General features: G+C 69.7%; 22 protein-coding genes and 1 pseudogene. 18 read left to right on the forward strand and 5 right to left on the reverse strand.

From position 1 onward, the window contains the following. Window positions 1–75 precede the first annotated feature (75 nt). From CFB89_RS30460 to CFB89_RS30490, 7 genes are all read left to right on the forward strand, one after another. On the forward strand, window positions 76–474 hold the full coding sequence (locus tag CFB89_RS30460) for a BON domain-containing protein (RefSeq protein WP_089471691.1): 399 nt from the start codon (window positions 76–78) through the stop codon (window positions 472–474). Window positions 475–504: 30 nt separating this feature from the next. Then, a complete protein-coding gene (locus tag CFB89_RS30465) occupies window positions 505–1,533 on the forward strand; it encodes an SDR family oxidoreductase (protein ID WP_089471199.1) in 1,029 nt (342 codons plus the stop codon). Between the two features lie 27 nt (window positions 1,534–1,560). Next, window positions 1,561–1,860, forward strand: coding sequence for a DUF2795 domain-containing protein (locus CFB89_RS30470; RefSeq protein WP_089471200.1), 300 nt, complete (start codon window positions 1,561–1,563; stop codon window positions 1,858–1,860). Between the two features lie 67 nt (window positions 1,861–1,927). Continuing rightward, window positions 1,928–2,494 (forward strand): hypothetical protein, encoded by a 567-nt coding sequence (locus tag CFB89_RS30475; protein ID WP_089471201.1) that lies wholly within the window; start codon window positions 1,928–1,930, stop codon window positions 2,492–2,494. A gap of 127 nt (window positions 2,495–2,621) precedes the next feature. Next, entirely contained in the window at window positions 2,622–3,479 is an 858-nt protein-coding gene (locus CFB89_RS30480; protein ID WP_089471692.1) for an SDR family oxidoreductase, read from the forward strand. A 34-nt stretch (window positions 3,480–3,513) separates the two neighbouring features. Continuing rightward, the gene (locus tag CFB89_RS30485) at window positions 3,514–4,128 is read left to right on the forward strand and encodes a DUF4142 domain-containing protein (protein WP_089471202.1); all 615 of its coding nucleotides are present in this window, start codon (window positions 3,514–3,516) and stop codon (window positions 4,126–4,128) included. A 59-nt stretch (window positions 4,129–4,187) separates the two neighbouring features. Beyond that, the gene (locus CFB89_RS30490) at window positions 4,188–4,799 is read left to right on the forward strand and encodes a DUF892 family protein (RefSeq protein WP_089471203.1); all 612 of its coding nucleotides are present in this window, start codon (window positions 4,188–4,190) and stop codon (window positions 4,797–4,799) included. A gap of 111 nt (window positions 4,800–4,910) precedes the next feature. On the opposite strand, the gene CFB89_RS30495 is transcribed toward CFB89_RS30490, so the two are convergent. Next, window positions 4,911–6,212, reverse strand: a complete 1,302-nt coding sequence (locus CFB89_RS30495) for an NRAMP family divalent metal transporter (RefSeq protein ID WP_089471204.1) — start codon at window positions 6,210–6,212, stop codon at window positions 4,911–4,913. Continuing rightward, the gene (locus CFB89_RS30500) at window positions 6,209–6,880 is read right to left on the reverse strand and encodes a UdgX family uracil-DNA binding protein (protein WP_089471693.1); all 672 of its coding nucleotides are present in this window, start codon (window positions 6,878–6,880) and stop codon (window positions 6,209–6,211) included. Before CFB89_RS30500 ends, CFB89_RS30495 begins: the two co-directional genes overlap by 4 nt. A 233-nt stretch (window positions 6,881–7,113) precedes the next feature. Between CFB89_RS30500 and CFB89_RS30505 the strand changes: the two genes are divergently transcribed. Next, the gene (locus CFB89_RS30505; protein ID WP_089471205.1) at window positions 7,114–7,593 is read left to right on the forward strand and encodes a response regulator; all 480 of its coding nucleotides are present in this window, start codon (window positions 7,114–7,116) and stop codon (window positions 7,591–7,593) included. Between the two features lie 133 nt (window positions 7,594–7,726). Here CFB89_RS30505 and CFB89_RS30510 read toward each other — a convergent pair whose 3' ends face one another. The 3 genes from CFB89_RS30510 to CFB89_RS30520 all read right to left on the reverse strand — a co-directional run bounded on the left by CFB89_RS30510 (window position 7,727) and on the right by CFB89_RS30520 (window position 9,082). Then, entirely contained in the window at window positions 7,727–8,209 is a 483-nt protein-coding gene (locus tag CFB89_RS30510; RefSeq protein ID WP_089471206.1) for a PRC-barrel domain-containing protein, read from the reverse strand. Between the two features lie 91 nt (window positions 8,210–8,300). Further along, a complete protein-coding gene (locus CFB89_RS30515) occupies window positions 8,301–8,732 on the reverse strand; it encodes a CBS domain-containing protein (RefSeq protein ID WP_089471207.1) in 432 nt (143 codons plus the stop codon). A 95-nt stretch (window positions 8,733–8,827) separates the two neighbouring features. After that, window positions 8,828–9,082 (reverse strand): hypothetical protein, encoded by a 255-nt coding sequence (locus CFB89_RS30520; protein ID WP_089471208.1) that lies wholly within the window; start codon window positions 9,080–9,082, stop codon window positions 8,828–8,830. Window positions 9,083–9,250: 168 nt separating this feature from the next. On the opposite strand from CFB89_RS30520, the gene CFB89_RS30525 reads away from it, so the two are divergent. The 10 genes and pseudogenes from CFB89_RS30525 (at window position 9,251) to katE (ending at window position 16,010) form a co-directional block, all read left to right on the forward strand. Next, window positions 9,251–9,553 carry a hypothetical protein gene (locus CFB89_RS30525; RefSeq protein WP_027786009.1) on the forward strand — a complete coding sequence of 101 codons (303 nt, stop codon included), beginning with the start codon at window positions 9,251–9,253 and terminating at the stop codon, window positions 9,551–9,553. Between the two features lie 192 nt (window positions 9,554–9,745). Next, window positions 9,746–9,988, forward strand: coding sequence for a hypothetical protein (locus CFB89_RS30530; protein ID WP_373559882.1), 243 nt, complete (start codon window positions 9,746–9,748; stop codon window positions 9,986–9,988). Continuing rightward, window positions 9,985–10,294 (forward strand): annotated as a pseudogene (locus CFB89_RS30535) (hypothetical protein). Before CFB89_RS30530 ends, CFB89_RS30535 begins: the two are co-directional and overlap by 4 nt. Window positions 10,295–10,343: 49 nt before the next feature. After that, window positions 10,344–10,658, forward strand: a complete 315-nt coding sequence (locus tag CFB89_RS30540; RefSeq protein WP_089471211.1) for a hypothetical protein — start codon at window positions 10,344–10,346, stop codon at window positions 10,656–10,658. 87 nt (window positions 10,659–10,745) lie between these two features. Then, the gene (locus CFB89_RS30545; RefSeq protein ID WP_089471212.1) at window positions 10,746–11,255 is read left to right on the forward strand and encodes a DUF892 family protein; all 510 of its coding nucleotides are present in this window, start codon (window positions 10,746–10,748) and stop codon (window positions 11,253–11,255) included. 228 nt (window positions 11,256–11,483) lie between these two features. Beyond that, window positions 11,484–12,917, forward strand: coding sequence for an RNA polymerase factor sigma-54 (locus CFB89_RS30550; protein WP_089471213.1), 1,434 nt, complete (start codon window positions 11,484–11,486; stop codon window positions 12,915–12,917). Window positions 12,918–12,988: 71 nt separating this feature from the next. Next, on the forward strand, window positions 12,989–13,177 hold the full coding sequence (locus CFB89_RS30555; protein WP_006498333.1) for a DUF3008 family protein: 189 nt from the start codon (window positions 12,989–12,991) through the stop codon (window positions 13,175–13,177). Window positions 13,178–13,223: 46 nt separating this feature from the next. Next, window positions 13,224–13,385, forward strand: coding sequence for a DUF1328 family protein (locus CFB89_RS30560; protein WP_006498332.1), 162 nt, complete (start codon window positions 13,224–13,226; stop codon window positions 13,383–13,385). Continuing rightward, window positions 13,382–13,768, forward strand: a complete 387-nt coding sequence (locus CFB89_RS30565; RefSeq protein ID WP_089471214.1) for a DUF3022 domain-containing protein — start codon at window positions 13,382–13,384, stop codon at window positions 13,766–13,768. Before CFB89_RS30560 ends, CFB89_RS30565 begins: the two co-directional genes overlap by 4 nt. Window positions 13,769–13,895: 127 nt before the next feature. Then, entirely contained in the window at window positions 13,896–16,010 is a 2,115-nt protein-coding gene (gene katE / locus CFB89_RS30570) for a catalase HPII (protein WP_089471215.1), read from the forward strand. Window positions 16,011–16,064 lie beyond the last annotated feature (54 nt).

Below are 16,064 nucleotides of genomic sequence, written 5' to 3' on the forward strand. Positions count from 1 at the left end.
GCGCGGCGCGGCACGCGATTTGCGCGACTTCTGCTCACCCGCCGGTTCGCCCGGCCCGATGAAAAGGAGGTCACGATGAAGGTATCCCCGCTGCAAGCCCGCTCCCCGCGCATCCGCCGTCAGCGCGCGCTGCGCACCGGCATGGCGGTCGCGATCGCCGCGGCCACCGCATGCATGGTGGTCGCGCCGAACGCGCTCGCCGCCGGCGACGACGGGGCGTCGTCGACGTCGTCGTCGCACTCGAGCACCCGCACGAAGATCCGCGACGCGACGATCACGACCAAGGCGAAGGCCGAGCTGACCGGCACGAGCGGCCTGTCGGCCGGCGACATCCACGTGAAGACGCGGCACGGCACCGTGACGCTCACCGGCAGCGTGCCCGACGAGCAGCAGCGCACGCAGGCCGTCGGCGTCGTGAAGCAGATCGACGGCGTGCAGAGCGTGCGCGACCAGTTGACCATCCGGCCCAAATAACCGCGATGCGACCGTAACAGGAGTCCACTGATGAATTGCATGCTCAAACCGGTCGGCGAACAGACGATCGTGATCAGCGGGGCGACGAGCGGCATCGGCCTCGTCACCGCGCGCAAGGCGGCACGGCGCGGCGCGAAACTCGTGCTGTTCGCGCGCAACGAGGACGCGCTGAACACGCTGTGCGAGGAAATCCGCCAGCACGGCGGGCTCGCGGTGCCGGTCGCCGGCGACGTGGGCAACATCGAGGATCTGCAGCGCGCGGCCGCGACCGCGGCCGACACGTACGGAGGCTTCGACACCTGGGTGAACAACGCGGGCGTGTCGATCTTCGGCACGGCGGCCCAGGTGCCGCTCGAGGATCAACGCCGGCTGTTCGACACCAACTACTGGGGCGTCGTGCACGGCTCGCTCGTCGCGGCCGACCATTTCCGGCGCAAGGACGACTTCCACGGCGGCGCGATCATCAACATGGGCAGCGAGGCGTCCGACGCGCCGTTGCCGCTGCAAAGCGCGTACGTCGCGTCAAAGCATGCGGTGAAGGGCTTCACCGATTCGCTGCGGCTCGAGATGGAAGCCGATCATCTGCCGGTGTCCGTCACGCTGATCAAGCCGGCGGCGATGGACACGATGTTCGTGATGCACGCGAAGAACTACATGAACGTCGAGGCGAAGCTGCCGCCGCCGATCTACGACCCCGAGCTGGTGGCCGACGCCGTTCTGTTCGCGGCCGCGCATCCGCGCCGCACGCTGTTCGTCGGCGGCGCCGCGAAGTTCGCGTCGGCGAGCGCGTATCACGCGCCGCGGCTGTTCGATCGCGTCGCGGCCACGCTGTTCTCGCGCGGCCAGCGCACGGCGCGGCCCGCGCGGCCGCGCGACGACAACGCGCTGTACGACTCGCGCCACGCGCTGCACGAGCGCGAAGGCATGGAAGGGACGGTGCTGCGCAGCTGTGCGTACAACACGGTGGTGCAGCGTCCGAAGGTCGCCGGCGCGGTCGCGCTCGGCGCGGCGGCGCTGGTGTTTGCCGCATTCGCGCGGACGCGCCGTTCGTCCGCGTGATTTCGATCATTTTCCAAGGAGGCTTTCATGACATCCCGACAACATACGGGCCACGAATACAGCCACTCGCGCGCGCACGAAGGCGAGCGCACGCAGCAGGATCACGACAAGGGCGGGCACCAGACGGGCCACGGCAAGCCGCCGAGCCCGGTCGACGTGCAGAAGGCGCTGAAGGGGATGGATTATCCGGCGAGCAAGTCGGACGTCGTGCAGTGCGCGGAACGCTCGCATGCGAGCCGCGAGGTGCTCGACATGCTGCGCAAGATTCCGGAGCGCGAGTACGACACGCCGGCATCGGTATCGAAGGAACTCGGGCGGCTGATGTAAGGGCCGCCCCGTCGCGCCGCGTGCCTGTGCGCGCGGCGCATCCCAATCCCTCACGAGGAGCACGACCATGGCGATGATCGTCGCAGGCCGTTTCACGACGTTCGACGAAGCGGAAGGTGGGGCGCGTCACCTCTACGAGCGCGCGTTCGGGCCCGACGACGTGTCGATCTTCTTCCTGAACCCCGGCGGCCAGCACGCGCGCTTTCCGATCGGCGGCGACGTGTACGCCGACACGGCGGCGAAGCCGGGCGGGCGCGGCGCGATGGTCGGCGCGATGCGTGGGCTGCTGATCGGCGTCGTGATCGGATTGATCGTATATGCGCTCGGCCTGCGCTACTGGTTCGTGCCGGCCGCCGGCGCGCTGGCCGGCGCGTATCTCGGCGCATTCGGCGGCGCGCTCGGCCGGATGCGCGGCGAGCAGGCCGAAGGCAAGGGCACGCTCGCGCGCAGCGAAACCGGCGTGATCCTCGCCGCGCGCGTGACGCCCGACACCGCGACGGCCGCGGAAGACGTGCTGCGCGCGACCGGCGCGAAGTCGATCGAGCGCGTCGAAGGCGACTGGCAGGACGGCGAATGGCGCGATTTCGACCCGGTGCGCCGGCCCGACGAAGCCGCGTCCCGCGGCCCGCGCTGACTACGCCCTTTTTCCAAACGCTTGCAATGCCACCCGCGCGCGCATGGCCGCCGCGTGCGGGCGGGCGTGCGCCGCACGTGGCACGCCGCTTGCGCAGCATCCGCGGCACCCGTTCAAGGAGGAACCCATGAGCACCGCACAGACTCCACCCCCGCAGAAACAGACGCAGCAGCCGGGCACCGAGCGCGGCATGCAGCCGAAGCCGCGCGACGAAGCGGCGGACTACGTCGGCAGCGGCAAGCTCGCCGGCAAGGTCGCGCTGGTGACGGGCGGCGACAGCGGGATCGGCCGCGCCGTGGCGATCGGCTTCGCGAAGGAAGGCGCGGACGTCGCGATCGTCTATCTGGAGGAATCCGACGACGCCGCGCATACGAAGCAGTTGATCGAGCAGGCCGGCCGGCGCTGCGAGGCGATCGCCTGCGACGTGGGCGATCGCCGGCAGGCGCACGACGCGGTGGCGCGCACGGTCGAGCGGCTCGGCCGGCTCGACGTGCTCGTCAACAATGCGGGCGAGCAGCATCCGCAGCCGGGCATCGAGGACGTGTCCGAGGAGCAGCTGGAACGCACGTTCCGCACGAACGTGTACGGGATGTTCTTCTGCACGCAAGCCGCGCTGCCGCACATGAAGCAGGGCGGCCGCATCGTCAATACCGCGTCGGTCACCGCGTATCACGGCAGCCCGAAACTGCCCGACTACTCGGCGACCAAGGGCGCGATCGTCGCCTTCACGCGCTCGCTGTCGATCGAGCTGGCCGAGCGCGATATCCGCGTGAACGCAGTCGCGCCGGGGCCGATCTGGACGCCGCTGATCCCGTCGACGTTCACGCCCGAGCAGGTCGCGAAATTCGGCTCGAACGTGCCGCTCAAGCGGCCGGGCCAGCCGGACGAACTGATCGGCTGCTACGTGCTGCTCGCCTCCGAAGGCGCGAGCTACATGACCGGGCAGACGCTGCATCCGAACGGCGGCTCGATCGTCGGCGGCTGATGGCCGTTTCCACGCAAGCACAAGGAGAAAGCAGATGAGACAACCCCACTGGACGATCGCCGCGCTCGCCGCCGGCGTGCTCGCCGTATCGGGGCTCGCCCGCGCGCAGATGCCGAGCGAGCCGCCCGCGTCGAATGCGCATGTGCCGGGCGGCATGATCAATCCGTCGTCGGGCGCGGCCGGTGCAGGCGATTCCGGCATCGCGAAAGCGCCGAAGGGCACCGACGCGGAGTTCGTCGACAAGGCCGCGATGGCCGGCAAGGCGGAGGTACAGGCGAGCCAGCTCGCGCTGAAGCAGGCGCAGTCGGCGGACGTGCGCGCGTTCGCGAAACGGATGGTCGCCGATCACGGCAAGGCGAACGCGAAGCTCACCGAAATCGCCGCGCGAAAGGGCATGAAGCCGCAGGTCGAGCAGATTTCCGATCCAGACGTCGAGGCGCTGCGCGGCAAGCGCGGGCGCGACTTCGACACCGCGTATCTCGCGGCGGCCGGCCCGGATGCGCACAAGAAGGCGGTTGCGTTGTTCGAAGACGAAGCACGCGACGGCAAGGACGCGCAGCTGCGCGCGTTCGCCCGATCCACGCTGCCGACGCTCAAGCATCACTTGAGCATGGCGGAAACGCTGGCACGCAAGGTGGGCGCGCAGTAACGCGCGCCCGGTTCCACCCCAGGGCCGCACGTGCGGCCCGCTTTTTCGGAGAAGCAGTCATGGCCCAACGGCAATCGAAGCACGAAGGTATCCTCGAACTGCTCTGCCAGGCATACGAAACCGAGCTTGGCGGCGCGAAGATCTACGAGGCCGCGCTCCAGTGCGCGACCGACGAGGACCTGCACAAGGAATGGGAGAAGTACCATCGCGAGACGCTGCATCACCAGGAGGTGCTGCGCAAGGTGTTCGACACGCTTGGCCTCGATCCCGATGCGCAATCGCCGGGGCGCGCCGCGGTGGCGGCGACCGGCGAATCGCTGGTGCGGGTGATCGAGCAGGCGAAGCAGCAGGCCGACCCGGCCGTCGCGCAGGTCGTCGCGGCCGAGTGCGTGGTGCTGGCCGAAACCAAGGATCACCTGAACTGGGAGCTGATCGGCTACGCGGCGGACCAGTTGCCCGACAGCGACGCGGCGAAGGTGTTGAAGGCCGCGCACGACGAGGTCGAGGCCGACGAGGATCATCACCTGTATCACACGCGTGGCTGGGCGCGCGAGATGTGGATCGAGTCGATGGGCTTCAAGGCGGTGCTGCCGCCGCCGGAAGAAGTGAAGAAGGTGGAGTCCGCCGCCGATGCGGCGCGTGCCGAGCGCTCGCGCGGCAAGATGATGTAATACGCGGTTGTAGTACGCGGGCAAGCGGGCGGCGTCGCATGCGGCGCCGCCCGTGTTCCATCCGGTTGCGTACGCAACCGTCCACGCAGCGACCCAGTGAGGTTCGATCCCTCACGAAAGCAGATCGACGATCATCGTCGCCACCGACGCCGCCATTAGCGCGACCGCCAGCCAGCCGAACAGTTTCGATACCGGGCCGCTGCCGGGCTGGCCGGCCGCATCGCGCCGGCGCGCCAGCAGCATCACGAACACGAGCATCGGCACCGCCGCGATGCCGTTGAGCACGGCGCTCCAGTACAGCGCGCGGATCGGGTCGATCGGGCTGAAGCAGATCGCGATGCCGACGATCACGCACAGCGCGAGCACCGTGTAGAACGCGGGCGCGCGCCGCACGGGCTCGTTCAGCCCTTCGCGGAACCGCCACGCTTCCGCGCAACCGTAGGCCGCGCTGCCCGCGAACGCGGGAATCGCGAGCAGCCCGCAGCCGACGATACCGAACGCGAACACCAGGAACGCGGCTTCGCCGGCGATCGGCCGCAACGCCTCGGCGGCCTGCGCGGTGCTGCCGATGTCGTGCCGCCCGCGCGCGAAAAACACGGCCGCGCCGATCACCATGATGCAGAACGACACCGCGTTGGTCACGATCATGCCGGTCCACGTGTCGAACGTGATGCGCCGTTCGGTCTCGCGGCGCGCGGCCGGCGCGCATGACTGGTCGCCGTTGCGGCGCTCCGCCTGGGTCTCCTCGACCTCGAGCGCGGCCTGCCATACGAACAGGTAGGGGCTCAGCGTCGTGCCGAGCACCGCGACCGCGGTCGTCGCATAGTCGTGCGTGAACGAAATCTGCGGCAGCGCGATGGCACGCAGCAGATTGCCCCAGTCGACGTGCACGAAGCCGAGTTCGATCACGTACGCGAGCAGGCCGAGCGTCATCCATTTGAGCCAGCGCGCGTAGCGCTCGTAGGACAGCAGCACCTGCAGCCCGAGCGACGCCAGGCCGTATACCGGCGCATACCAGTAGCTGCGGCCGCCGGCGACGAGCGCCGTCGCATCGCCCATCGCCGCGAGGTCGGCGCCGACGTTCACGACGTTGACGATCACGACCATCACGATCAGCGTCTTCGCGATGCGATCGGAAAAGTGGGCGCGGATGCCGGCCACGAGCCCTTCGCGATTGCGTCGCCCGATGAACGCCGCCGCGAGCTGCACGGCGACCATCATCGGCAGCGTGACGACGATCATCCACAGCATGTTGAAACCGAACTGGCTGCCCGCCTGCGCATAGACGGCGACGTTGCTCGGATCGGCGTCGGACGCGCCCGCGAGCAGGCCGGGGCCGAGCCGCCGATACCACGGTTTCGCGGCCGGCGGCGCGTCGGCGGCCGGCCGGACGTCTTCGTCCGGGCCGCTCATCCCGCGTCCCCGTGCGACGCCCGAGCGCCGCCGTGGCGCCGCTCGCGTGCGAGGCGCGATGCGGTGCGCAGCGCGTCGACCAGCGTGCGGTACGCGCGTTCGCGGGAATCGGCGCCGCGTGTGCGCAGCACGTACGACGGGTGATAGGTCGCGACGACGAGCCGGCCGTCCTCGGTGCGCACCGGTGCGCGCGTGCGCTCCAGTGTCGCGTCGTTGTCCTGCAGCACCGCGCGCAGCGCCGTCGCGCCGAGCGCGACCACCACGCGCGGCTGGACGGCGTCGAGCTCGCGCTCGAGCCAGTAATGGCATGCGGCCACTTCGCGCTGCGCGGGCGTCTTGTGCAGCCGCCGCTTGCCGCGCGGCTCCCACTTGAAGTGCTTGACCGCGTTCGTCAGGTAGACGTCCGAGCGTTCGATCCCGGCCTCGTCGAGCGCGCGATCGAGCATGCGGCCGGCCGCGCCGACGAACGGCACGCCCGCGCGGTCCTCCTGGTCGCCCGGCTGCTCGCCGACCAGCATGATCGGCGCGTCGACGGGCCCGGCGCCGGGCACCGGCTGCGTCGCGTGTTCCCACAGCGCGCAGCGGCGGCACGCGTCGAGCGTGGCGGGTGCGTCGCCGTCGGCCGGCGTCGTCGTCGTTTTTTCGCGATCGGGCGTTTTGCGTGTCATGCGGCTTCTCCGGCGCAGGCCCGACGGGCGGCGTGCCGCGCGCCCGCGGAACATGCCGGCGCCCGTGTTGTCGCACGTGCTGAGGGAAGCAAACCGGAGGATCGAAGCCGCATCGCGCGCATGAAGGACTCCTGGGTCGACGATGCGAACGAGACAGCAACCGGCATGCCGGATGCAGTCGGCATGGGCGCGCGCCTTGCGGGGCCACCCCGTCCAACGACAGGAGAAGCACGATGCAACCCGAACCCGGCGACGATCCGGCCGCCGACGACGTGCTGTTGTGGCGCGCACCCGACAGCGTGCCGCGCCGCCCGCGCCGCGTGCTGGTCGTCGACGACTATCGCGATGCGGCCGATGCGCTGCGCCTGCTGCTGGAGGCGCGCGGCTTCGAGTGCCGGGTTGCCGACGATCCGTTCGCCGTGTGCGACGTCGCGCGCGCGTGGCAGCCGTTCGCGGTCGTGCTCGACATCGCGATGCCAGGCCTCGACGGGCTGCAGCTTGCCGCGCGGCTGCGCGGCGATCCGCAAACCGCCGACATGCTGCTCGTCGCGTGCAGCGGGCTCGTGTCGCGACTCGATTGCGAACGGGCGAAGGAAGCCGGCTTCGACGCGCACTGTGCGAAGCCGCTGACGCCGCACCGGCTGCTGGGCTACCTCGAATCGGCGAGCGGCGGCGCCGTGAGGGCCGACGAGGACGTTACACGACCCTTGTAAAAAGGCTGGCGGGCGGCGGATGCGGCATTTTCGCGCCGCGGCCCGAGGACAAAAAAACGCCCCGCGCAGGCGGGGCGTATCGAACGCATGCCGAACGCACGCGCCGGCGAAGCGGCGCCGCGTCCGGGTGCGGTCAGTGACGGCCGCGCGTGCGCGGGTCGTCGAGGTCTTCGGTCGGATCGGTCAGCCCGAGCTCGTCGCCCGCGCTCCAGTACGGCGTGCTGCCGTAGAACTCGTGCAGCGGTTCGGCCCATTGCGGATCGGCCATCGCCGGCCAATGGTCCTTGTCGAACCCCGGCGCGTTGCGAATCCGCTCGGACGACACCGACAGCAGGAAGCACTTGCGTTCGGTGTCGAGCGTCAGCGCGCTCCACGGAATGGCGTGCAGCTTGTCGCCGATGCCGAGGATGCCGCCGCTCGACAGCACCGCATACGCGATGCGGCCCGAGCGCACGTCGAGCATGATGTCCTTGATCTTGCCGACGTCGTCGCCGTCGGTCGTATAGACCTTGTCGCCTTCCAGCGTATCGGCCGCCATCACGTCGGGGCCGGGGCCGGCCGCCGTCGCGGCGCCCTTGCCGATGATGCGGGTCTGCCCTTGATTGGGAGTCTGCATGGTGTCCTCCTGGCTGCGTGGGGCGCGACCGTGCCCGGGGGCGGGCCCTGCGGGTCGCGCGGGTTGTCGAGGCGGAGCGGGAATCGCCCCGTCACGTCTGCTTCGGTTGCGACACGCCTTCCAGCGTGTTCGCGACGTCGTCGCGCTCGGGGCTGGCCGTGCGCGTCGCGATGTCGGCGAGCGACAGCATGCCGACCAGTCGCTTGTCGTGATCGACGACGGGCAGCCGGCGCAGTTGCGCATCGGCCATGTAGTGCTGGATCTCGTCCAGCGGATCGTCGTCGAAGCACCATTCGATCGGGCCGGACGCGACCTCCTGGATTCGCGTCTCCGGCGGCTTGCCGGCCGAGATCGCGCGCACCGCGAGGTCGCGGTCCGTCACCATCCCGATCAGCCGGTTGTTGTCGCACACGGGCAGCGCGCCGATGTCGTAGCGCTCCATCAATTGGGCGGCGTGACGGATCGAGTCGGTCGGGGCGATCCGCACGACGTCCTGCGACATGATTTCGTTGACGCGATGCATGAAGTTCTCCTTCCGGTAGGGGTAGCAAGGTGCCGATGCGGCCGGTGCGATTCAGCAAACTTCAGCAAACCGCATGCCGCGCGCGGGCCGTCTCGTCACGCATCGTCGCGGTCGCGCTTGTCGTCCCGCGGGCCGCCGTCGTGCGTGCCGGCCGGCTTGTCGGTTTCGATGCGCGTGACGCCGCCGGTCGAGGGCGGGTCGCTTGCAGGAAACGTGTCCTCCAGCTGCTTGTCGATATGGCGCTCCGAATGGCGCGTGCGCGTGCGGTCCTGATCCTTCAGCGGCGGTTGCGGGTCGGGCTGCCGCTCGTGCGCCGGTGCGTCGTGGCCCGGCCGGGTCGAATCCTTCATGGCGGTGCTCCGTATCGTGACGAGGAGCCTGTGTGGCGCAACCGGCGTGCCTGCTCCGTGCGCACGGCACGCGACTTGCCACTGCGACGACCACGACCACGACGACGACCATCACGACCCGGCGCAACAGGGTGCCTGCTGCGCGCACATCGAGCGGGAGGCATGACGATGATTCCGAAACGACGACCAGGCGTGCGCTACGAAATCAATGTATGCGGCGGCGGATTCGATTCGGTGAAAAGCCATTTCGATACGTGGAAGCACGAACCGCTGATCTACCGGCCCGAGCGCCGGATGTTCGAAGGCAAGGCCGACGTGCGGCGGCTCGGCGACGAGACGTTCGGCGCGACCGAACCCGCGCGCTTCGCGCTGCAGTGTGCGTGCGAGCCGTCGGATCCGTATGCGCTCGCCGCGCGCGTGCGCGACGACGGCCGCGAATTGTGGCTCGTGATGGCCGCGTACGACGCGTAGCCGCGTGCTTGCAAGATTTGCAGCGACCGGTGTAGCGAAGGCACGGCGCGCCGCGCCGGACCGCACGCATGCGTATCGATCCCCGTGGGGTGCGGCGTGCGCCAACCCGAACGGACGGCACGCGGCTTGCGAATCCGCGATACGCGGCCGTCGCGCCGATCCCGACCCGAACTTCGCAACGAGGGAATGCCGATGACACCCGAACCCGCGCAGTGGCTGCAACGGCCCGAGCCGCCGTTGCCCGACATCGAGCCGGACCCCGCGCCGCCCGATCCCGACGACGTGCCGCCGGACATGCCCGAACCGTACCGGGAGCCGGAGGGCGATCCGCCCGGGCATGCGCCGCCGGAACGCGATCCGCCGTCGCCCGAGCCGCCGGTGCGTGCACGGGCGACGGGTGCGATGCCGCCGAGACGAAAGGAGGGCCTGCAATGAGCATCCGCATGAAACCCGGCATGCTGCGCGACATCGCCGAAACGCTCGGCCGCCATTTCGAGGCGCGCGCTGCCGTTCCACGTCGAGGAGCACCCGGCCGGCGCGCTGCATATCGGCTTTCGCGTCGACGGCCATCCGGCGTCGTTGACCGTGACGTTCGACGCCGACGCGTTCGCCGCGCTCCAACAGGCCGACGTCGACCGGCAACGCGGCACGCTCACGCGCGTCGCGGCCGAATTCGACACGATGATGGCGCGCCGCGCACCGACCGCGTACGCGGGCGATTTCCATTTCAACCGGCTCTGAGCCGTGCCGTAACGGCCAGCCCGGAGCCGTCCATTCCAGGGAGGATTCGATGAACACGATCCAGACGATACGCGCGGGCGCCTGTGCATTCGCCGCGGCATGCGCGCTGGGCGCATGCACGCAACCGGCCAGCGGCCCGTACGGCACGCATGCGGCGCCGCCCGCGCCGCCCGACGGGCGCGGCGCGCAGTCGACCACGACGATGCCGGACGCGAACACGCGCTACGACACGCGTCCGTCGCCGGGCAACACGATGCCGCGCGGCACGACCGTCGGCGAACCGGCCGACGTGCCGCCGCCGGGCCCGAACGGCACGCAGGGCGACCAGCCGCTGCCGGGCACGCCGCCGCCGATGCAGTACTGACAGGACGCCCCGCGGCGACGCGCCGCGGAGGCACGACGCGACGCCGCGTCACGGCATGCCGCACCGCGATGCGGCCGGAGGAACGCGATGGCGAATCAGCACGAGCACCTGGAGGACTGGCTGCGCGATGCGTACGCGATGGAGCGCCAGGCCGAGACGATGATCGACGCGCAGATGAGGCGGGTCGGTCACTATCCGGCGTTGCAGGACCGGCTTCGGCTGCATCTCGACGCCACGCTCGGCCAGCAGGCGCTCGTCGAGGCGTGCCTGATGCGGCTCGGCACGTCGCCGTCGGCGACCAAGGACCTCGCCGCGCGCGTGGCCGCGTACGGGCAGATCGCGAGCGGCATGCTCGCGGACGACGAAATCGTGAAGACGGCGCTCGCCGCTTATGCGTTCGCGCAGCTCGAGATCGCCGCCTACACGGCGCTCGTCGCGGCTGCGCAGGCGGCCGGCGAAGACGAAATTCGCGCGTGTTGCGAGGGGATTTTGCAGCAGGAGCGCGACATGGCCGCGTGGCTGCTGCGCCATCTGCCCGAGTTGACCATCGCGTTTCTCGACCGGTCGGCGGTGGACCGCATCGACGCGAAGCGGTAGCCGCGCGGCCCGTGGGGCGCTTGCGGAACGTGCCGCTTCTCGTGAGCGAAATACGTGCCCCCTAACTTGCCCCCGGCTTGTAAAAAAGCGGCTCTCGCGCGTGACGAAACGGGGTGCGAACCCCCGAGAACCGCTTCGCAGCATGCCTCACGCGACTGGCACGGAAGCTGCATGACGTTGGGCAGAAGCTATACCGCGAACCGCGAACCCAACGTCAGGAGGCTTTCGATGCCCGTCTCGCTTGCGCTGCAGATGCGACAGCATCTGGCACTTACGCCGAGGCTCCAGCAGTCGCTGCGACTGCTTCAGTTGTCCTCGCTCGAGTTTCAACAGGAATTGCGCCAGGCGCTCGACATGAACCCGTTTCTGGAAGACGGCCAGGGCGACGAGGAAACCGCTGCGGCGCCCGCCGAGGCGCCGAGCGAAGCGGCCGCGCCCGACGCGGCGCCTGAGCGCGACGACATCCGTGCGCCGGACGGCGAGGTGCCGTTTACGGCCGCGCCCGCACCGCGCGGCATGAGCCGTCAGGGCGACGACGCCGACGGCTTGTCGCCGGGCGAATGGATGGCCGCCGAACCGTCGCTGCATCAGCAGCTGCACGATGCGCTGCGACTCTATCCGCTGAACAGGCGTGACCGCGAAGCCGCGCGCCTCGTGATCGATGCGCTGGACGACGACGGTTATCTGCGCCAGGAGCTGTCCGAACTGCTGGTTGCCGCCGATCCGGCCTTGCTGCTGTCGGAACAGGATCTGGCGGTCGCGCTGCGGCTCGTGCAGATGCTCGACCGCCCCGGCATCGCGGCGCGCTCGTTGTCCGAGTGCCTGGTGCTGCAACTCGACGCGATTCCCGCCGGCACGCCGGCGCTCGCGGAAGCGAAGACGATCGCACGCGAGCATCTGGAGCGGCTCGCGCGCCGCGAGACGGCCGAAATCCAGCGGCGCCTCGGCTGCAGCCCGCACACGCTGCAGGCGGCCTGCGCGCTCGTGCGCGGGCTCGATCCGCGCCCCGGCAATCACTACGGCAGCACGCGCGGCGACTACGTGGTGCCCGACGTGATCGTGCGCCAGGTGCGCGACGAATGGATCGTCACGATCAATCCGGCGGTGCTGCCGCGCGCCCGCTTGCACGAACGCTATGCGACGCTGTTCGCGCAGTCGAGCGGCGAGCGCGATTCGCCGCTCGGCCAGCAGTTGCAGGAAGCGCGCTGGCTGATCCGCAACGTGCAAAAGCGCTTCGACACGATCCAGCGCGTGGGCGAATGCATCGTCGCGCGGCAGCGCGATTTCTTCCGCTACGGCGAGATCGCGATGAAGCCGCTCGTGCTGCGCGACATCGCGGAAGAGCTCGACCTGCACGAATCGACCGTCTCGCGCGCGACCGGCAACAAGTACATGGCCACGCCGCACGGCACGTTCGAGTTCAAGCATTTCTTCCCGCGCAAGCTCGAGGCCGCCGGCAAGGGCGTGTGTTCGGCGTCGGCCGCGAAGGTGCTGATCCGCGACATGATCGCGGCCGAGCGGCAGACCGACCCGCTGTCCGACGTCGCGCTCGCGGAGAACCTCGCGGGCCGCGGCATTCTTCTTGCGCGTCGGACGGTGACCAAGTATCGCCAGGCGATGAAGATTCCGCCGGCCGACCTGCGGCGCCGCGACGCCGCGTGACGGCCTCATTGTTCCAACCCGCGCGTGCCGCGCGTTGCGTCGGCTCGCGCGCCAACGAGAGGAGCGCAACCATGCCAGCCAAATCCCAGGCCCAGCAGCGTGCCGCCGGGGCCGCGCTGTCGGCCAAGCGCGGCGACACGAAGATGAAGGACTTGAAGCCGCCGTCGAAATCGATGGCCAAGTCGATGAGCGAGAAAGAGCTCGAGAAAATGGCTTCCACGCCCACGCACGGCAAACCGAAACACAAGCACGATGCGTGATCGGCGCCGACGTTTAGTGACGACCGCTGTCATCCAGGAGGGTTCCATGCTTCGATACGCCATCATCTTCTTCGTCATCGCGATCATCGCCGCCGTGTTCGGCTTCGGCGGCATCGCGGCCGGTGCGGCCGAGATCGCGAAGATCCTGTTCTACATCTTCGTCGTGATCTTCCTGGTCACGCTGCTGCTCGGGGTCGTGCGCCGATGACGGTCACGCCCGACCGGTCGCAGCGCATCGCGGAACTCGAGCATGCGCTCGCGATCGGTTTTCCGTCGCAGTCGACGGTCGTCGTGCACGCGGACGACGCGTCCGGGCGGCTGACGATCCACGTGTCGTGGGTGCGCGTGCCGTCCGACGAGGACGCGCGCGAATGGCGCTGCACGGTCGACATGCGGTTCGACGCGGACGTGATCGAACGCTACGCGACGCTCGATACGGCAGACCGGCTGCGCGTGCGCACGCAGCTGTGCGACCGCGCGCGGCGCGCGGTGGACGAGCACAAGCCGCGCGTCGAGGACACGGTGATCGAATGCAACGTCGCGCTCGACGTGACGGCCGTGGCATTCGACGCGGCGCTGCGCGCGCCCTGACGCCACCACCGGCCCGCGGCCGTTCGCGGCGCGCCGGGCCGCCTTTTCCTGCCGTCCGCACGCGCGCGCCGCGGCGCGTCGCCGTGCGGCAGCGGCTTCCTACCGAATCCCACGAGGACACCTGACGATGACGACTCCCCCCTCCGCCGGCAAGACGCCCCCGACGCAACCGACGCCCCCGCACGACAGCGCGAAGTCGCGCCAGCTTGACGAGCATCGTGCGCGCCCCGACGGCGAGGCGCTGCGGACCAACCAGGGTGTGCGGATCGCCGACAACCAGAACACGCTGCGCGGCGGCGCGCGCGGCCCGTCGCTGCTCGAAGACTTCATCATGCGCGAGAAGATCACGCATTTCGATCACGAGCGCATTCCGGAGCGGGTGGTGCATGCGCGCGGCTCGGCCGCGCACGGCGTGTTCCGCGTGTACGAACCGATGGCCGAGTACACGAAGGCCGCGTTCCTGCAGGACCCGGCCGCCGAAACGCCGGTCTACGTGCGCTTCTCGACCGTGCAGGGGCCGCGCGGCTCGTCCGATACCGTGCGCGACGTACGCGGCTTCGCGGTGAAGTTCTATACGCAGGAAGGCAACTACGACCTCGTCGGCAACAACATGCCGGTGTTCTTCATCCAGGACGCGATCAAGTTTCCCGACTTCGTGCATGCGGTGAAGCCCGAGGCGCCGAACGAGATGCCGACCGGCGCGTCCGCGCACGACACGTTCTGGGACTTCGTGTCGCTGGTGCCCGAAACCACGCACACCGTACTCTGGCTGATGTCGGACCGCGCGCTGCCGGCGAGCTATCGCGCGATGGACGGCTTCGGCGTGCACACGTTCCGCTTCGTGAACGCGGCCGGCGCAGAGCGTTTCGTGAAATTCCACTGGCGGCCCGTGAGCGGCGCGTATTCGCTGCTGTGGGACGAGGCGCAGCGGATCGCCGGCCACGACCCGGATTTCAACCGGCGCGACCTGTGGACGGCGATCGAGCGCGGCGACTATCCGGAGTTCGAACTCGGCGTGCAGATGATCGACCCGGCCGATGCGGATAAATTCGACTTCGACCTGCTGGATCCGACCAAGCTCGTGCCGGAAGAACGCGTGCCGGTGCGGCCGATCGGCCGGATGACGCTGAACCGCAATCCCGACAACTTCTTCGCGGAAACCGAGCAGGTCGCGTTTCACCCGGGCCACGTGGTGCCGGGCATCGATTTCACGAACGACCCGCTGTTGCAGGGGCGGCTGTTCTCGTACACCGACACGCAGCTGAGCCGGCTCGGCGGCCCGAATTTCCACGAGATTCCGATCAACCGGCCGGTGTGCCCGTTCGCGAACAACCAGCGCGACGCGATGCATCGGCAGACGATCAACGTCGGCCAAGCGTCGTACGAGCCGAACTCGACGAGCGGCGGCTGGCCGCGCGAGACGCCGCCCGCGCCGTCCGGCGGCGGGTTCGAGACCGTGCCGGAGCCGCTCGAAGGCCACAAGGTGCGCGTGCGCAGCGAATCGTTCGCCGACCATTTCTCGCAGCCCGCGCTGTTCTACCAGAGCATGACCGACATCGAGCAACGGCATATCCGCGACGCGTACTGCTTCGAGCTCGGCAAGGTGACGCAGCCGCACATTCGCGAGCGCGTGGTCAACGAGATCATCGCGCGCTTCGACGCGGGGCTCGCCGCGCAGGTCGCCGAACGGCTCGGGCTGCCGGCGCCGCAGGCGGCCGCGACGCCGGTCGTCGCGCAGCGCTCGCCCGCGCTGAGCCTGATCGGCCGCGCGAAGCCCGGCATCCGCTCGCGCAAGATCGCGCTGATCGCGACGCCCGGCGTGAACCCGGTGCTCGTCGAGCAGGTGCGCGACGCGCTGCTGGCCGCGCACGCGGTGCCGACGATCGTCGCGCCGACGCTCGCGCCGATCGGCGGCATCGTGCCGGAGGCGACGCTCGTCGGCATGCCGTCGGTGATGTTCGATGCGGTGTTCGTGTGTGGCGGCGACGGCGATGGCCGCGATCTCGCGCACAGCGCCGACGCCCGCCATTTCGTGCGCGAGGCGTTCAAGCACCTGAAGCCGATCGCGGCCGTCGGGGCCGGGCGGCACTTGCTCAGCGCCGCGCACCTGCCGGATCCGGCCGAAGGCGTGTGCGTCGGGCAGCCGGTCGATCTCGACACGGTACTGAACACGCTGTCGGATCACCTCGGCCAGCATCGCGTGTGGGCGCGCGAGCAGCAGGCGGCGGAGTTGCCGGCATAGCGCGAAATTGGCCGATCGCGGCCGATAGCGGTTTGGGCCGTACCGCGCACCTGC

This window comes from Burkholderia sp. AU16741 (assembly GCF_002223345.1).
Taxonomy (GTDB): domain Bacteria; phylum Pseudomonadota; class Gammaproteobacteria; order Burkholderiales; family Burkholderiaceae; genus Burkholderia; species Burkholderia sola.

Excerpts from the sequence above, each read along its gene's own strand:
- CFB89_RS30530 (WP_373559882.1), top strand. The coding sequence starts at position 9,746 with ATGACACCCGAACCCGCGCAGTGGCTGCAACGGCCCGAGCCGCCGTTG.
- CFB89_RS30505 (WP_089471205.1), top strand. The coding sequence starts at position 7,114 with ATGCAACCCGAACCCGGCGACGATCCGGCCGCCGACGACGTGCTGTTG.
- CFB89_RS30485 (WP_089471202.1), top strand. The coding sequence starts at position 3,514 with ATGAGACAACCCCACTGGACGATCGCCGCGCTCGCCGCCGGCGTGCTC.
- CFB89_RS30500 (WP_089471693.1), bottom strand. The coding sequence starts at position 6,880 with ATGACACGCAAAACGCCCGATCGCGAAAAAACGACGACGACGCCGGCC.
- CFB89_RS30510 (WP_089471206.1), bottom strand. The coding sequence starts at position 8,209 with ATGCAGACTCCCAATCAAGGGCAGACCCGCATCATCGGCAAGGGCGCC.
- CFB89_RS30515 (WP_089471207.1), bottom strand. The coding sequence starts at position 8,732 with ATGCATCGCGTCAACGAAATCATGTCGCAGGACGTCGTGCGGATCGCC.
- CFB89_RS30555 (WP_006498333.1), top strand. The coding sequence starts at position 12,989 with ATGCCAGCCAAATCCCAGGCCCAGCAGCGTGCCGCCGGGGCCGCGCTG.
- CFB89_RS30560 (WP_006498332.1), top strand. The coding sequence starts at position 13,224 with ATGCTTCGATACGCCATCATCTTCTTCGTCATCGCGATCATCGCCGCC.
- CFB89_RS30460 (WP_089471691.1), top strand. The coding sequence starts at position 76 with ATGAAGGTATCCCCGCTGCAAGCCCGCTCCCCGCGCATCCGCCGTCAG.
- CFB89_RS30525 (WP_027786009.1), top strand. The coding sequence starts at position 9,251 with ATGATTCCGAAACGACGACCAGGCGTGCGCTACGAAATCAATGTATGC.
- CFB89_RS30475 (WP_089471201.1), top strand. The coding sequence starts at position 1,928 with ATGGCGATGATCGTCGCAGGCCGTTTCACGACGTTCGACGAAGCGGAA.
- CFB89_RS30470 (WP_089471200.1), top strand. The coding sequence starts at position 1,561 with ATGACATCCCGACAACATACGGGCCACGAATACAGCCACTCGCGCGCG.
- CFB89_RS30490 (WP_089471203.1), top strand. The coding sequence starts at position 4,188 with ATGGCCCAACGGCAATCGAAGCACGAAGGTATCCTCGAACTGCTCTGC.
- CFB89_RS30480 (WP_089471692.1), top strand. The coding sequence starts at position 2,622 with ATGAGCACCGCACAGACTCCACCCCCGCAGAAACAGACGCAGCAGCCG.
- CFB89_RS30520 (WP_089471208.1), bottom strand. The coding sequence starts at position 9,082 with ATGAAGGATTCGACCCGGCCGGGCCACGACGCACCGGCGCACGAGCGG.
- CFB89_RS30565 (WP_089471214.1), top strand. The coding sequence starts at position 13,382 with ATGACGGTCACGCCCGACCGGTCGCAGCGCATCGCGGAACTCGAGCAT.
- katE (WP_089471215.1), top strand. The coding sequence starts at position 13,896 with ATGACGACTCCCCCCTCCGCCGGCAAGACGCCCCCGACGCAACCGACG.
- CFB89_RS30550 (WP_089471213.1), top strand. The coding sequence starts at position 11,484 with ATGCCCGTCTCGCTTGCGCTGCAGATGCGACAGCATCTGGCACTTACG.
- CFB89_RS30545 (WP_089471212.1), top strand. The coding sequence starts at position 10,746 with ATGGCGAATCAGCACGAGCACCTGGAGGACTGGCTGCGCGATGCGTAC.
- CFB89_RS30465 (WP_089471199.1), top strand. The coding sequence starts at position 505 with ATGAATTGCATGCTCAAACCGGTCGGCGAACAGACGATCGTGATCAGC.
- CFB89_RS30495 (WP_089471204.1), bottom strand. The coding sequence starts at position 6,212 with ATGAGCGGCCCGGACGAAGACGTCCGGCCGGCCGCCGACGCGCCGCCG.
- CFB89_RS30540 (WP_089471211.1), top strand. The coding sequence starts at position 10,344 with ATGAACACGATCCAGACGATACGCGCGGGCGCCTGTGCATTCGCCGCG.